The organism is Paracoccus saliphilus, assembly GCF_028553805.1.
In the GTDB taxonomy this organism is placed as follows: Bacteria; Pseudomonadota; Alphaproteobacteria; order Rhodobacterales; family Rhodobacteraceae; genus Paracoccus; species Paracoccus saliphilus.
In genome coordinates, this window is record NZ_CP067140.1 from 311,591 (window position 1) to 326,187 (window position 14,597).

The window sequence follows — 14,597 nt, forward strand, 5'->3', positions numbered from 1 at the left end:
ATACAGAGGTTCCGCGACACGGCAAGGCGTGGCACCGCAGAAATGATCTGACGGCCTATTTCGCGTTAACCGGATCTTATGACTTGGCGCCCTATCCAGTGCCCAACCTGAACACGGAGCAGGAGGATTTGGGCGTGTCAGCAAAAGTATTGTCTGTGGGGGTGTTGTTCCTGGGCCTCGCCGCCTGCGGGGCGAAGGATACCGGGACGCCCGGGTCTGCGGCTGCCGATCCTCATGATGTTCAGGTCATCGCGTCGGGCGAGGCAACCTGTCTCGCGACCACAAGGGATCAAAACAGGATCGGTGCCCATAGAACGAATAGTGTCCGCTCTCGGGTCGGGTTCGCGTCGGTGGAGCCAAACGATATCCTGGCCATGGTTGCTGCACGTCATGCCTGCGACATGGCCAAACGAGGCCGGATGACCCATGTCGGATCGACGACCAGTGGTCCCGGTGCACGGGTGAAAGTCCTGGGTTATAAACCGGCCCTGACCGCCGAGAACATCGCAGCCGGGCCATTCGATCTGCAGCGCGTGCTACATGAATGGAACCGGTCGCCGGGACACCTGGAAAATATCCTGATCCCGAATATACGCGATTACGGGATCGGACAGGCGATCGGCGCGGATGGAAAAACCAGATTCTGGGCGGCGGTTTACGCTGCGCCGCGATGATCGCGTTACACGTCGTCGGGAATGTCGGTCGAGCCGTCGGTAAATTGCATGCGTGCCAGTCTTGCATATAAGCCGTCCGCAGCCACCAGTTCTTCGTGACGGCCCTGCGCGACGATGCGCCCCTCGTCGAAGACCACGATCCTGTCGGCCTTTTTCACGGTGGCAAGGCGATGGGCGATGACAAGGGTGGTGCGCCCCTCGGATAGCCGGTTCACCGCAACCTGCACCAGGGCTTCGGATTCTGAGTCCAGCGCGCTCGTGGCCTCGTCCAGCAGCAGGACCGGAGCATCGCGTAGAATGGCGCGGGCGATGGCGATACGTTGACGCTGACCGCCTGACAGCATCACCCCGCGCTCGCCCAATTGCGTATCGTAGCCCTGTGGTAGCGCCGAAATGAAGTCATGGGCATGAGCGGCACGCGCGGCCTCTTCGATCTTCGCGTCGCTCGCATCGGGGTCTCCCAAGCGGATATTCTCGCGCGCTGAGGTAGCGAAGATTGCTGGGTCCTGCGGGACCAGTGCCATCGCCTGCCGGAAATCGTCGCGCCGCATGTCCCTGAGGTCGATTCCATCAAGCGTCACGCGGCCCTTCATCGGGTCCCAGAAGCGCTGGATCAACTGGATCACGGTGGTCTTGCCCGCGCCCGAGGGGCCGACCAGCGCGACCGTCTCGCCCGGTTGAATGGTCAGGTGCACATCCTCTAAGGCCGAGACATCGGGGCGGCTTGGATAGTGAAAAACCACACCTTCCATCCCGATGCGGCCCTGCACCGGACGGGGCAGGCTGACGGGCTTTTCTGGGTCGGACAACTCATCCCGCGCCGTCAGCAATTCGGCCAGACGCTCGGTCGCGCCGGCGGCGCGTTGCAGTTCTCCCCAGATTTCCGACAACGCTCCGGTCGAGCTTGCGACGAGGATCGCGTAGATCACGAACTGTACCAGTTGCCCGGCCGTCATGACGTCTTCACGCACGTCCCGCGCACCGATCCAGAGCACGCCGATAACACCTGCGAAGATCAGGAAAATCACGATCGCCGTCATCAATGCGCGGGTGCCGATGCGGGTCAGGGCGACGTGAAAGGACTGTTCGGTGACATCGTCGAAACGGGCGGCGCTGCGGGACTCATGAGTGTAGGATTGCACGGTTTGCGCGGCCAGCAGGCTTTCCGAGGCCGTGCCAGAGCTGGAGGCGATCCAGTCCTGATTGGTCCGGGACAAGCGGCGCAGGCGACGGCCCAAGATAATGATCGGCAGGATGATCACCGGCACGATGAGCAGGACCAGCCCGGTCAGCTTGGTTGATGTCAGCGCCAGCATTGCCAGCCCGCCTCCAAGGATCAACATGTTACGCAGTGCGATGGAAAGCGAAGAGCCGATGACGGATTGGATCAATGTCGTGTCGGTGGTGATGCGCGACAGGATTTCCCCCGTCATCACCCGCTCGAAAAAGCCGGGGCTGAGCGTGATCACGCGACCGAATACCGCCTTGCGGATATCGGCGACGACCCGTTCGCCCAGCCTTGTCACGAAGTAATAACGGGCCGCGGTTCCCACCGCCAGCAGCGCCACGATGGCGAGCGCGGCGGCGAAATATTCGTCCAGCAATCCGGCACCGTCGTCGAACCCGTCCACGACCCGGCGCACGGCCAGCGGCAGGATGAGGCTGATCCCCGAGGTGACGATCAAGGCGATCAGGGCCAGCAATGCCTGCCGCTTGTAGGGGCGGACGAAGGGCCAGAGCGCACGTAGCGCGCCGACCCTCTTGCTGGTGGGCCGGTCTTCGATGATCCTGTTGCCGCGAGCCATGTCTGCCTGTCTCTGATTGTTCCCCGTCGGCGGGTTTAGGCGCTGCGCCGGGCAAGGTCCAGCATGAGGTCCGGAAGGCCAGACTTCCGTCTGCCGTTGCAGTCAGGCTGTGCCCGGCCTCTTGCGGGCGGGCGGGGAGCGTGGCAGTTGGCAATCATGGTGGATGTGTCAGAGCTTTATCATCGGCATGTGGCAGAGGGGCGGATCACTGCCGATCCCGCACAGGAGGCGGTTCTGCCGGAGCTTGATCGCCTGGTTGAGGGGTTGTCCGATACCGCTGCCATCCAGCCGAAACGCAGGACCGGCTGGCGTGCGTGGTTCGGTGGCGGTGCGACGGAACCCGAGCCTGCTGCGCAGAAGGGGCTCTATCTTTGGGGCGGCGTTGGGCGCGGCAAGTCGATGCTGATGGATTTGATCGTCGAGGCTGCCCCGGACAAGGGCGTGCGACGGGTGCATTTCCATGAATTCATGCAGGAAATCCAGGCCGGGCTGGAAGAGGCGCGCAAGCGCGGTGACCAGGATACGGTGCGCCCCGTCGCGGCGGGTGTGGCGGCGTCGGTGCGGTTGCTGTGTTTCGACGAGATGCAGATCACCGATATCGCCGACGCGATGATCGTCGGGCGGTTGTTCCAGTTCTTGTTCGATCAGGGCGTCAGCATCGTCACGACCTCGAACCGGGTGCCGGAAGACCTGTACAAGAATGGGCTTAACCGTCAGTTATTCTTGCCTTTTATCGATCTTATCCGGGAGCGGATGGAGGTTATCTGCCTGGATAGCGATACCGATTACCGGCAGAATCGCAGCTCTGACCGGCAGGTCTGGTTCACGCCGGCGGATGCGACGGCGCATGCCGGGCTGGATGCACTTTGGGACGATCTGACCGATGGCGCCGAGCCCGCGCCCTGCGAAATCGAGATGAAGGGCCGCAGTTTCGAACTGCCTGCCTGCGCGGGAACGGTGGCGCGGGCGGGGTTCTGGGATCTGTGCGGCCAACCCCTTGGTCCGGCCGATTACCTGGAACTGGCGCGGCGCGTGGATGCGCTGATTATCGATGAAATTCCACGGCTTGGCATGTCGAACTACAACGAGGCCAAGCGTTTCGTGACATTGGTGGATGCGCTTTACGAGGCGAAGGTGCGGCTGATCGCCAGCGCTGCCGAACAACCCGAACAGCTGTACAACGAAGGCGAAGGCAGCTTCGAATTCGAGCGTACAGCGAGCAGGCTCCGCGAGATGCAGGATGCGAATTGGGGGCAGTCGAACCTTGGCAGTTAGGGCGTGGCGGGCCGGTGCAACAGGGGCGAACGTTGCATCGGGGACAGCGTGCAACCGAGGCGCGGCTTGACACAGAAAATGCTGGGTTTTGGGCCGCACAACCCGTACACCGCGCGTGCACAACCTGTACACAGTGCGTACACAGGCAGCGCTCGTTGCGCGGGTGACGCGAGGTCATTCGCCAAGCTTCGGGTAAGCTTTCTTGTGTTCAGGTTAATGCCGGAGAGGGAGGAGATCGCGGCTGATCGGTGATCGGGGCGTGGCTGACGATCACCCTGCTTCGGCAGGCGGATTTGTTTTCTCATATCCAGAGCATGTCGGGTCTGGCCGAATGCGCTCGGGCCGCTGCTTCTTCATACAAATATCCAGCGGTTCACCAGGAGGTCGCGCCACTGGTGTGAGGGACATGCCAGCGTCCCCGGCCATCGCGGGATGCAAGTAAACAGGTTTTCCGATTCAGCACGACCCGCTCAAAAAGAAAAAGGCTGTGCTGGTATTGGCCCGGATAAATCCACGTCTGTCCCGAGATTGACACGGTGCTTGGAAATTCGACGGGCCACTTGCCCATCGGATGGGAAATTCGTCCTTGCTGGATCGCATTTGGAGGCCGGTTCCAGTTTCCATTTTGCCCGCATTTAAGGCAATAGCGGACAGATTCGCCTTAAACGTGAGCAATTCAAACATGCGTCTTGGCAACCTGCAGATGTCGGCCTTTCTCCCGGTACTTCCGAAACCATCGGGACCGGAGGCGCTGCGCGCATCACTTGGTGCGGCGCTTGGTATCGGGACCTGTTCCATGCTGGCGATGTGGCTGCCTCATGTGGGGGCTTTGCCGTTAGCCTTGGTCGCGCCTCTGGGCGCCTCTGCGGTTCTGGCATTCGCGGTTCCGAACGCGCCGCTGGCTCAACCTTGGTCCGCGATCATGGGCAATGTTCTCTCGGCCCTGACGGCGGTCGCGGTCCTAAGCCTTCATGTCAGTCCGTGGTCCCCGGCGATTGCCGTCGGTCTTGCCATCCTGGTCATGATGCTGGCTCGCGCGCTTCACCCTCCGGGCGGTGCGGTTGCCCTTCTGGCGGCGCTTGATCCCGAGCCGGTCCTGGAGGCGGGCATCGCCTTCGCATTCGTTCCGGTCGGGCTGATGACGGTCGCGTTGATCGGGGCTGCGATCATCTTCAACCGACTGACGGGGCGGGTTTACCCGTTCAGGCAGTCCCGACCGGACTCGTCACGCGAGGCCGCGATCCGCCTTGGCCTGCCAGAGGACGAGCTTGGCGTGTTGCTCCGGAAATTCAATCAGTCGGCGAATATCGGCGTGGTCGATCTGGGGCGGCTGCTGGCGGCTGCCGAGCAAGAGGCGGCCAATCACCGCTTTGACGGCGTTTCCTGTGCCGAGATCATGACCCGCGACCTGATCTCGGTCAGGCCCGAAACAACCGTCCACCAAGTTGCGAAGCTGTTTCGCAAGCATCGTATCAAAAGCCTGCCGGTTATCGATGCGGAGGGGCGTTTTAACGGCATCATCCTTCAGGCCGATATCATCGATGCGATGGCCCGCAGCCAATTCGATTTGCGCCTTGTCGGTCGGGCCAGACAGCCTACCGCTGGCCAGATCGCGAGACCGGCTGACTGGGGGACGACGGTGGACACGCCTGTCGGCCAGCTTCTGAACCGTCTGGCGGTTCAGGGCGTCGAGTTCGTTCCGGTCATGTCGGGGCCAAGACTAGCCGGGATCATCACGCGTTCCGATGTCATTCGCCTGCTGTTTCATGGCGTGCAGCGGCGCGAAACGGCCTGAAATCCACTGGATGGAGGAGGCAACTTACCCGTTCTCGCGCAGGATCCGTCCAGCCAGGTAGAGCGAGCCGCAGACCAGGATGCGGGCACGGGCGTCGGTGGCGACGATGCGCCGGATCGCCTCCTGCGCGCTGGTGGCGGTGTCTGCCTGCATTCCGACCTGTTTCGCAAAGTTGGCGGTGTCCGAGGCGGGCAGGGTGTTCGGTTCGCCCTCGATATCGATGGCGGTGAGGCTGGCAGCCTGCCGGGCCAGTGGGCGCAGGTATCCGGTGACATCCTTGGTGTTCAGCATCCCGCAGACCAGATGGGTCGGGCGGGGCGGGAGGCCGGTGAGGATGGCGGCGAGCGCCTCTCCTCCCGCCGGGTTATGGCCGCCATCCAGCCATAGCTCGGCCTGTGGACCGGCGGTGTCGATCAGCGGGCCGTGGGCAAGGCGCTGCATCCGGGCGGGCCATTCGGCATTGGTAACGGCGGCGCGGGCCTGTGCCTCGGTCGCGCCGAGTTCGCGCAGGGCGGCCAGTGCGGTGCCGGCATTCTGGATCTGGTGGTCGCCGATCAGGTTGGGGCGCGGCAAGTCCCAGAGCCCGTGATCGTCCTGCCAGATGATGCCGTCGCGATCGGGTGCGATTTGCCAGTGTTGACCATGAATTGAGAGCGGCGCGGTGAGGCCCGAGGCGCGGGCCTCGATCACCCGCAGTGCCTCGTCCTGTTGTGGGCCGACGATGCAGGGCACGCGGGGTTTGATGATCCCGGCCTTCTCTCCGGCGATTTCGGGCAGGGTCTCGCCCAGATACTGGGTGTGGTCGATGCTGATCGGGGTGATGATCGTCAGGCGCGGGGCGTCGATCACATTGGTCGCGTCGAGCCGCCCGCCGAGGCCCACTTCGAGCAGCGTGTAATCGGCAGGGCTGCGCGAGAAGGCGAGGAAGGCGGCTGCCGTGGTGATCTCGAAGAAGGTGATCGGGTGGCCGTCATTGGCGGTCTCGCATTCCTCGAGGGCGCTGGCGAGTTCGGATTCCACGATCAGCTCTCCCGCAAGGCGGATGCGCTCGTGGAAATGGGCCAGATGCGGCGAGGTATAGGCATGGACGCGCGCGCCCCCGGCTTCGAGCCCGGCGCGGATCATGGCCTGGGTGGAACCCTTGCCATTGGTTCCGGCGAGATGGATCACCGGGGGGATGTCACGCTCGGGATGGCCAAGGGCGGCAAGGAGGCGGTGCATCCGGTCGAGCGACAGGTCGATGACCTTGGGGTGCAGCGACATGAGGCGGGCGAGGATGGCGTCGGAATGGCTCATGGTCGTACAAGCCGGGGGCCAGCCCCCGGACCTCCGGGATATTTGCGTGAAGAAGAAGTCAGGAAGCCGATTTTTTCCCGGCCTTGGCGGATTCCTCATGCGAGGGGGCGGACTCGGGCGGCTCGATCGCGGCGGGGGCCGGGGCGGGCAGATCGGCCCGGGTCGGCGCGGGCAGGCCGCCCAGCATGCGCAGGATCGATATCAGCTCGTCGCGGAGTTTCGTGCGATGCGTCACCCGGTCGAGCATGCCGTGTTCCAGCAGGTATTCGGCGCGCTGGAAGCCTTCGGGCAGTTTCTCGCGGATGGTCTGTTCGATGACGCGGGGACCGGCAAAGCAGATCAGCGCGCCGGGTTCCGATATCTGGATATCGCCCAGCATCGCGTAGCTGGCGGTGACGCCGCCGGTGGTGGGATGGGTGAGGACGACGATATAGGGCAGGCCGGCCTCGCGCAGCATCTCGACCGCGACGGTGGTGCGGGGCATCTGCATCAGGCTGAGGATGCCCTCTTGCATCCGGGCGCCGCCTGCCGCCGAGAACAGCACCAGCGGGCGCTTGAGTTTCACCGCGCGCTCGGCGGCGGCGATGATGGCGTTGCCGACATACATGCCCATGGAGCCGCCCATGAAGCTGAAATCCTGCGCTGCCGCGACGATCGGGGTGCGGCCCATCTCGCCCTCGGCGACCAGCATCGCCTCTTTCTCGCCGGTGGATTTCTGCGCGGCCTTCATCCGGTCGGGATATTTCTTCTGGTCGCGGAATTGCAGCGGGTCGGCCAGAGGCTCGGGGACCTTCACCTCGGAGAAGAGGCCACCGTCGAAAAGCGCGGCAAAGCGTTCGCGTGGGGTGATCGCGAGGTGGTGGTCGCAATTGGTGCAGACATTGAGATTGTCCGAAAGCTCGCGGTGGAACAGCATCGTTCCGCATTCGGGGCATTTCGTCCACAGGTTCTCGGGCACCTCGCGGCGCGAGAACAGAGAGTTGATGCGCGGTCGGACGTAATTGGTGATCCAGTTCATCGCGTACGGCCTTTGCTGTTGCAGGCCCCAGATAGGCGGCGACGACGGGAATTGCAATTGTCGCGTGGTGCTGAATAGATGTCGACATGTGGGCTTCGATTTTCGTTTTCGTACATACTGCGATCGCCCTGGCGCTGGTGGGCCGGGTTTTGTTGCGACCACGGCTGGAGCCTGCGGTGCGGCTGGCATGGATCATGGTGATCGAGGCGCTGCCACTCTTCGGGATCATCGCCTATCTGCTATTCGGCGAGGTGAGGATGAACCGTGCCGAGGTGCAGCGCATGGCCGATGTGCGCGACCGGTTGACCGGTTTGCGGCGGCCCAGCAGCCGGATTCTGCGTGAGCCGCCGGACCTCGCCCGGCCGGTGATCGCCGCCAATGCCGCCGTGGGCGGGATGCCGGCGTTGGACGGGAACCGGGTGAGTCTGCTGGACGAATCGGACGCGGCTATCGACGACATGGTCGATGCGATCGACTCGGCGCAGGACCATGTCCACGTGCTGTTCTATATCTGGCTGCCGGATCGCAGCGGCGAAAAGATCGCAGAGGCGATCATCCGGGCAGAGGCGCGGGGCGTCGAATGCCGGGTGATCGTGGATGCCCTTGGCTCACGCGGGCTGGTGCGTTCGCGACTATGGCGGCAGATGAAGGAGGCGGGGGCCGATTGTGTAACCGCTTTTCCTTGGGGTCTGCCCTTTATCAGCTTCCTGTTCCAGCGGCTGGATCTGCGTAATCACCGCAAGATCGTGGTGGTCGACAACCGGATAGCCTTTACCGGCAGCCGGAACTGTTCGGACATGGCCTTTGCGGTCAAGCCGCGTTTTGCGCCATGGGTCGATATCCTGATGTCGGTCGAGGGGCCGCTGGTGCGGCAGTTGCAATCGGTTTTCCTGGCCGACTGGATGAGCTATACCGGGCGCGACCTGGGTGACATGCTGGAGATTGTCGAGGCGGTGGACGAGCCTGGCATGGCCGCGCAGATCGTGGCGACCGGACCGGATCGGCGGGCGGGCAGCGTTTCGGATTGCCTGACGGCGATGATCCACTCGGCGCGGGAGCGGGTGACGATCACCACGCCCTACTACGTTCCGGACGTGGCGCTGGACGCCGCGATCCGGGCGGCGGCGCGGCGCGGTGTCGAGGTGACGATGATCCTGCCCGCCCGCAACGATTCGCTGGTGGTAGGGGCGACCAGCGAGGGGTTCTATTACGGGCTGCTGGCCGCTGGTGTCCGGTTGCACCTGTTCAGGCCCGGCCTGCTGCATGCCAAGATCATGACGGTGGACGGGCGCATGGCCATGGTTGGCAGTGCCAACCTGGATCGCCGCAGTTTCGAGTTGAATTACGAGGTCAACATGGCGCTGTTCGATCCGGATTTCGTGGCGGAACTCGACGAACGTCAGCAAAGCTATGTCGAACGGGCGCGCGAGATTTCGTTGCAGGAGGTTCGGGGTTGGAGCTGGCTGAGGCGGCTGCGCAATAACCTGCTGGCTCTGGCTTCACCATTGCTCTAGCCCGTTGGCTGCCGGCCCGTGATCCGCTAGTAACCGGATGGACCGGAAAATTGCCGTGATCGAAGTGGAGAGAGACGCCGTGCCGCGCATCTGGCTGCATATCGGGATGCTGAAAACCGGAACCACTGCGATGCAGCAATGGTGCGCCGAGCATGAGGACGAGCTGCGTCGTCAGAGATTGCTTTATGTGCGGGTGCGCAAGCATCTGCCGGCCTGCGGGCCGATGGCGGATGCTCTGGCCCGGCGCGGTCCCGAGGGCGAGAAGCTGGTCGCCAAGGTTCTGGGGCAGATCGACGAGGCAGGCGACGGGGTCGATGATGTGCTGATCTCGTCCGAGGCCTTTTCCCATCATGGGCCTCATTCGTTGGCGCCGCTGGTAGAAGCCCTTCGAGGGCATGAGATTTTCATCCTGATATGGCTGCGCCGTCAGGACCGCTTCGCGGAAGCCTTGTACAAGCAGGCAGTCAAATGGAGCGGCCGCACGGGAAATATCGAGGAATTCACCCGGCCCGGACGGCTGAGACAGCTTGATTACACCGCTTTTCTACAGGCGTGGCGAAAGGCGTTCCCCGATGTCGGGCTGATCCCGCATATTTATGCCGAGGCCAGCTCCGGCAAAAAGCCGGACAGCGTTGCCGCACTTCTGACCGCAATCGGGCGGGCCGATCTGATCCCCGCGAACAGCGCGGAATGGCGGAAGAACCTGTCTCCCAAGGGAGAGCTGATCGCACATTACAACACTATCCCATCGGAAAGAGGGCAGTCGCTGCGCAAGGCCAATCGGCAGGTGATGGATGAATTCGGCGAGGTGGCGGCGGGCCGGGGCGATATGTTGCCACCGGAACTGGCGCGTGCCCTGATGGATCATTACGCCGAATCGAACCGCCGTCTGCGTGAGGAATGGTTCCCGGAGCGGTCGGAGCTGTTTCCACCCGATGTCGATGTAGATGCCGACCGGTCGGCATCGACCGTCGATAAGGCGGTGCTGGAACGTTTCGACGGGCTTTTCGCCGCGAAGACCAAGGGCTGAAGCTGGGGCGGGATAGTCGGACCACGACCGTCAGATCGGCATCGCGGTCGTGTATTTCGTCTGCCGTAGCACGAAATGCGTCACCGTGTCGCGAATGATCCCGAGCGCCAGCACTCGCCGCATGATGAAATGCTCCAACCCCTCCGGGTCGGGTGCGACGATCTTCAACTGGTAATCCGAGGTGCCGGTGATCGTCGCGCATTCGATGATCTGGTCTTCGGTCTGCACGAACAGATCGAACCGGGCGATCGAATCTTCAGTATGGTCGAGCAGGGAGACCTGCACATAGGCCATCGCATGCAGCCCGGCGCGGCGCGGGCGGACCAATGCCACCTGCCGCTCGATGACCCCGTCCTCGATCAGCCTGCGAACCCGCCGCCACGCCGGAGAGGTCGAAAGGCCGGTCTTCTCGGCCAATGCCTGGTTGGACAGGGTGGCGTCCTTTTGCAGCAGTCGCAGCAGGCGAAGATCCGTCTCGTCCAGATCGGGCATGTCGTTTCCGAATTATGAAAAATCAGGGTAATATTTTTCTCTATTATGTCAAAATGAGGCGAATCTGACAAGAAATTCTCCTTATTCTGGGTAGAATATTGGCAAGGAGGAAACCCGGATGCCAAAATCTACCCAATATCAGGCCAAAACCCCCGATCAGAACGGCTTCATCGCCTATGACATCGAGGAAGACGCTGTCTGGCACGACCTGATCACCCGTCAGCTTCCCGCTGTCCGGGCCAATATGGCGCAGCCCTATCTGAGAGGGCTGGAGCTTCTGGACATGCCCATCGACCGGGTGCCGCAATGCCCCGAGATATCAGAGAAGCTGCGGGCGCTGACAGGCTGGAAGGTCGAGCCGGTCCCGGCGCTGATCGGATTCGGGAAATTCTTCGGGATGCTGGCGAACCGGACTTTTCCGGCGGCCAGTTTCATCCGCAACCGTGAGGATTTCGACTATATCGAAGAGCCTGACATCTTTCACGAGATCTTCGGCCATACGCCGCTGCTGACCGATCCGGCCTTCGCGGCTTTCAGCCAGGCCATCGGCGAAGCCGGAACGCGCTGCGAGAAAGCCGATTACAGCTGGCTGATCCGGCTTTACTGGTTCTCGATCGAATTCGGGCTGATGCACGAAGATGGGCAACTTAAGGCACTAGGCTCGGGATTGGCGAGTTCGGTGACGGAATTGCCCTGGTCGATCTCGGACAAGCCGGAGCATCGGCCCTTCGATGTGATCGACATCCTGCGCATGCCTTACCGGATCGACATTCACCAGCCGGTCTATTTCGTGATAGACAATCTGGAGGATCTGTTCGCGGCGGCGAAACGCGACCTTCTGGCAGATATTGCCGAGGCTCGCGAGATAGGGCTGCACGCGCCGAAATATCCGCCGAAAGATGCCGCCTGAGGAGGAGCCCATGACTACATGCGATCTGGCCAGCAAGAATTGCGAGCCCTGCAAAGGCGGAGTTCCGCCGATGCCAGGGGATGATGCCCGGCAGATGTTGGCGCAACTGAACGGATGGAACCTGTCGGATGACGGCACGACCATTCACCGGCGCTTTGAATTCAAGGGTTTTGCCAAGGCCGTCGAGATGGCGAATCTCGCGGCATGGTTGGGCAATAAACAGGGGCATCATCCTGATATCGCTTTTGGCTGGGGTTACTGCGAGGTCGTCTTTACAACCCATGAGGCAGGCGGGCTGACCGAGAACGATTTTATCTGTGCCGCAAGGCTGGATGCATTGGTCGCCTGACGCTTGTTCCTTCGGTCGAGCCGGTTTATTCCGGCAGTAGTTTTTGACCGAGGAAGCATTTCGAATGGCATTTGGACTGAAGGGCTGGCCAAAGCCTGTCGCCCGCGAAAAGACCGCGCATAAATGGGCCTCACTGGCCGAATCGCTTAGGAAGGGCGGGCACCCGCCCGCGCGCAGCCTGCGCGACGAGGCGACCAGCTTGTATCGTGAATTGGGAAGTTTTCTGCAGCTCTCGGACCCTCGAGCGATTCGCGCTCGCGGGGGACTCGCCAAGTTGATCAATCAGCCGGGAACGGATTGGCGTTGGCGGTCCGCGCTGCTTTGTGGGCCGGTTGCACCTGCGGGGCTGGTCGAGCCGGAGGCTGGTGAGGCACTCGGCGACGAGATCGCGGTGTGGCATGATTGCGCGAAACGCGCATTGCTCTTGCGGCAGATGATGAACCGTCATCCCGAGAACCAGGCTCCGTTCGGATTGCGGCTGGAGGTCATGGGGTTTTCGGGCAGCTATCTTTCGCTGTCACTGGATTTACCCGATGATGTGCTGCACCAGCTTGGCAAGGATCACATCCTGCGGCTCGAAACCGATCTGGAGGCCGAGACGTCGATCACTGTCTATGGCCGACTGAACCTGGTGCAGGGACCGAATACCGAACAGGTGCTGCGTCAGCTGGGAGATCCGATCTCGCAGGAAAGATGCCGGAGAGTCGCGGAATATGACCTGGCCTATGCCGATCTGTCCGAACGGCCGATCGAGAAAGTCTGGCTGGATCTGATTTTCGCTGAACCATATATGAACGCCGTAACGGTAAGCGACATGGTATTGTCGCGCTACCCGCGAGCCGAGCTGTAGGAGAGGGTATGTCGCAATTCGAGAGTCATGGGTTGAAGGCTGGCGCATGGTCGGGGGTTCTGACCGCCGAGACCGCGCCCGGCCGTGTTTTCCTGGTCCATCTGGGCGAGGTTGTGTCAGTTGCGCGTTTGACCGAAGCCGGTGAAGGTCAATGGCAGGTTTCGGTCGATGTGCCGCCTGGATTGCTGGCCGACGGGATAAACACTCTTATCCTGCTTGCGGATAACGGAGAGGAGAGCGAGGCTCCGCTGTCGGATGCCGCGCAGTTGGACCGGCTGAACGTGATGGCCGGGGCACCGCTCGACGATTCGCTGTTGGCGGAGGTGCAGCTTTTGCGTGCCGAACTGGAACTGCTCAAACGCGAATTCCGTCGGCTCGCGACACCGGGCTGAACGGAACTATCCTTCGTCACCCGGGCGTCACCATTCCTTGCGAAAAGCGGGGGCGGAAGCTATATCGGGCTTTCGCTTTGACCCGAGGTTGCGCCATGTCCGAACTGCAGACGCCCTATTACCTGATCGACAAGGCCCGTCTGCGGGCCAACATGGAGAAGGTTGTGCGCCTGCGCGAACGGTCGGGGGCGAAGGCCCTGTTGGCGCTGAAATGTTTCGCGACATGGTCGGTCTTCGATTTCATGCGCGACTTCATGGATGGCACCACCTCGTCCTCGCTGTACGAGCTGCGACTTGGGCATGAGGAATTCGGCAAGGAAACCCATGCCTATTCCGTGGCATGGGCCGATCACGAGATCGATGAGGCGATCGGCTATGCCGACAAGATCATCTTCAACAGTCTGGGGCAGCTTGATCGTTTCGGCGACCGGGCGAAGGGCATCACCACGGGTTTGCGGCTGAATCCGCGTTTCTCGACCAGCGGCTTCGATCTGGCCGACCCGGCGCGGCCCTTCTCGCGTCTCGGCGAATGGGATACCGCCCGGCTGGAGGCCGCGATGAGCCGGATCAGTGGCGTGATGATCCATTACAATTGCGAGAACGGGGATTACGAGCTGTTCGACCACCAGCTTTCGCGGATCGAGACCGAGTTTGGGGATATCCTGCACAAGCTGGAATGGGTCAGCCTTGGTGGCGGAATCCATTTCACTGGCGAAGGTTATCCGCTGGATCGCCTTGCGGACCGGCTGGCGGCGTTCAGCCAGAAATTCGGTGTGCAGGTTTATCTGGAGCCGGGCGAGGCCAGCATCACCGAATCCACCACGCTGGAGGTTTCGGTCCTTGATCTGATCGACAATGGCAAGAATGTGGCTATCGTGGACAGCAGTATCGAGGCGCATATGCTGGATTTGCTGATCTATCGCGAGACCGCGAAGCTGCCGCAGCATGGCGAGCACGAATACCAGGTCGCGGGCAAGACCTGCCTTGCGGGCGATATCTTCGGAGAGGCGCGTTTCGCGCAACCGCTGAAGATCGGTGACCGGATCAGCATTGCCGACGCGGCGGGCTATACCATGGTCAAGAAGAACTGGTTCAACGGCGTGGCCATGCCCGCCATTGCCATCCGTGAAGAGGATGGCAGCATCCGCAGCGTCCGCAGCTTCGGTTACGACGATTACAAAGGCAGCCTCTCCTGAG

14 protein-coding genes are annotated in these 14,597 nt (G+C 62.1%); 10 read left to right on the forward strand and 4 right to left on the reverse strand.

Going from position 1 to position 14,597, the window contains the following annotated elements; translation table 11 throughout:
- Nucleotides 1–134: 134 nt before the first annotated feature.
- The gene (locus JHX88_RS01465; protein WP_272848157.1) at nt 135–674 is read left to right on the forward strand and encodes a CAP domain-containing protein; all 540 of its coding nucleotides are present in this window, start codon (nt 135–137) and stop codon (nt 672–674) included.
- 5 nt (nt 675–679) lie between these two features.
- Here the strand turns inward: JHX88_RS01465 and JHX88_RS01470 are convergent, their stop codons facing one another.
- Nucleotides 680–2,479 carry an ABC transporter transmembrane domain-containing protein gene (locus JHX88_RS01470; protein WP_076522467.1) on the reverse strand — a complete coding sequence of 600 codons (1,800 nt, stop codon included), beginning with the start codon at nt 2,477–2,479 and terminating at the stop codon, nt 680–682.
- Between the two features lie 156 nt (nt 2,480–2,635).
- On the opposite strand from JHX88_RS01470, the gene zapE reads away from it, so the two are divergent.
- Nucleotides 2,636–3,754 carry a cell division protein ZapE gene (gene zapE / locus JHX88_RS01475; protein WP_076522914.1) on the forward strand — a complete coding sequence of 373 codons (1,119 nt, stop codon included), beginning with the start codon at nt 2,636–2,638 and terminating at the stop codon, nt 3,752–3,754.
- A 682-nt stretch (nt 3,755–4,436) separates the two neighbouring features.
- Complete coding sequence (locus JHX88_RS01480) at nt 4,437–5,549, forward strand: HPP family protein (protein ID WP_272848158.1); 1,113 nt, start codon at nt 4,437–4,439, stop codon at nt 5,547–5,549.
- Between the two features lie 24 nt (nt 5,550–5,573).
- On the opposite strand, the gene JHX88_RS01485 is transcribed toward JHX88_RS01480, so the two are convergent.
- Nucleotides 5,574–6,845, reverse strand: a complete 1,272-nt coding sequence (locus JHX88_RS01485) for a bifunctional folylpolyglutamate synthase/dihydrofolate synthase (RefSeq protein WP_076522468.1) — start codon at nt 6,843–6,845, stop codon at nt 5,574–5,576.
- A 58-nt stretch (nt 6,846–6,903) separates the two neighbouring features.
- Nucleotides 6,904–7,863 (reverse strand): acetyl-CoA carboxylase, carboxyltransferase subunit beta, encoded by a 960-nt coding sequence (gene accD, locus JHX88_RS01490; RefSeq protein WP_076522469.1) that lies wholly within the window; start codon nt 7,861–7,863, stop codon nt 6,904–6,906.
- A gap of 86 nt (nt 7,864–7,949) precedes the next feature.
- Here accD and cls point away from each other — a divergent pair, with 86 nt between their 5' ends.
- Both cls and JHX88_RS01500 read left to right on the forward strand, forming a co-directional pair.
- On the forward strand, nt 7,950–9,377 hold the full coding sequence (gene cls, locus JHX88_RS01495) for a cardiolipin synthase (RefSeq protein ID WP_076522470.1): 1,428 nt from the start codon (nt 7,950–7,952) through the stop codon (nt 9,375–9,377).
- A gap of 55 nt (nt 9,378–9,432) precedes the next feature.
- Nucleotides 9,433–10,407: a hypothetical protein gene (locus JHX88_RS01500; protein WP_176011378.1), complete on the forward strand. Its 975-nt coding sequence runs from the start codon at nt 9,433–9,435 to the stop codon at nt 10,405–10,407.
- A 30-nt stretch (nt 10,408–10,437) separates the two neighbouring features.
- Here JHX88_RS01500 and JHX88_RS01505 read toward each other — a convergent pair whose 3' ends face one another.
- Entirely contained in the window at nt 10,438–10,899 is a 462-nt protein-coding gene (locus JHX88_RS01505; protein ID WP_084202722.1) for an Lrp/AsnC family transcriptional regulator, read from the reverse strand.
- A 118-nt stretch (nt 10,900–11,017) separates the two neighbouring features.
- Here JHX88_RS01505 and phhA point away from each other — a divergent pair, with 118 nt between their 5' ends.
- The 5 genes from phhA to JHX88_RS01530 all read left to right on the forward strand — a co-directional run bounded on the left by phhA (nt 11,018) and on the right by JHX88_RS01530 (nt 14,596).
- Nucleotides 11,018–11,809 (forward strand): phenylalanine 4-monooxygenase, encoded by a 792-nt coding sequence (gene phhA, locus JHX88_RS01510; RefSeq protein WP_076522472.1) that lies wholly within the window; start codon nt 11,018–11,020, stop codon nt 11,807–11,809.
- Between the two features lie 10 nt (nt 11,810–11,819).
- Nucleotides 11,820–12,158: a 4a-hydroxytetrahydrobiopterin dehydratase gene (locus JHX88_RS01515; protein WP_076522473.1), complete on the forward strand. Its 339-nt coding sequence runs from the start codon at nt 11,820–11,822 to the stop codon at nt 12,156–12,158.
- A 64-nt stretch (nt 12,159–12,222) separates the two neighbouring features.
- Nucleotides 12,223–13,008 carry a DUF6478 family protein gene (locus tag JHX88_RS01520; protein ID WP_076522474.1) on the forward strand — a complete coding sequence of 262 codons (786 nt, stop codon included), beginning with the start codon at nt 12,223–12,225 and terminating at the stop codon, nt 13,006–13,008.
- Nucleotides 13,009–13,016: 8 nt separating this feature from the next.
- Entirely contained in the window at nt 13,017–13,400 is a 384-nt protein-coding gene (locus tag JHX88_RS01525) for a hypothetical protein (RefSeq protein WP_076522475.1), read from the forward strand.
- 95 nt (nt 13,401–13,495) lie between these two features.
- The gene (locus tag JHX88_RS01530; RefSeq protein WP_076522476.1) at nt 13,496–14,596 is read left to right on the forward strand and encodes a carboxynorspermidine decarboxylase; all 1,101 of its coding nucleotides are present in this window, start codon (nt 13,496–13,498) and stop codon (nt 14,594–14,596) included.
- Nucleotide 14,597: the final 1 nt, after the last annotated feature.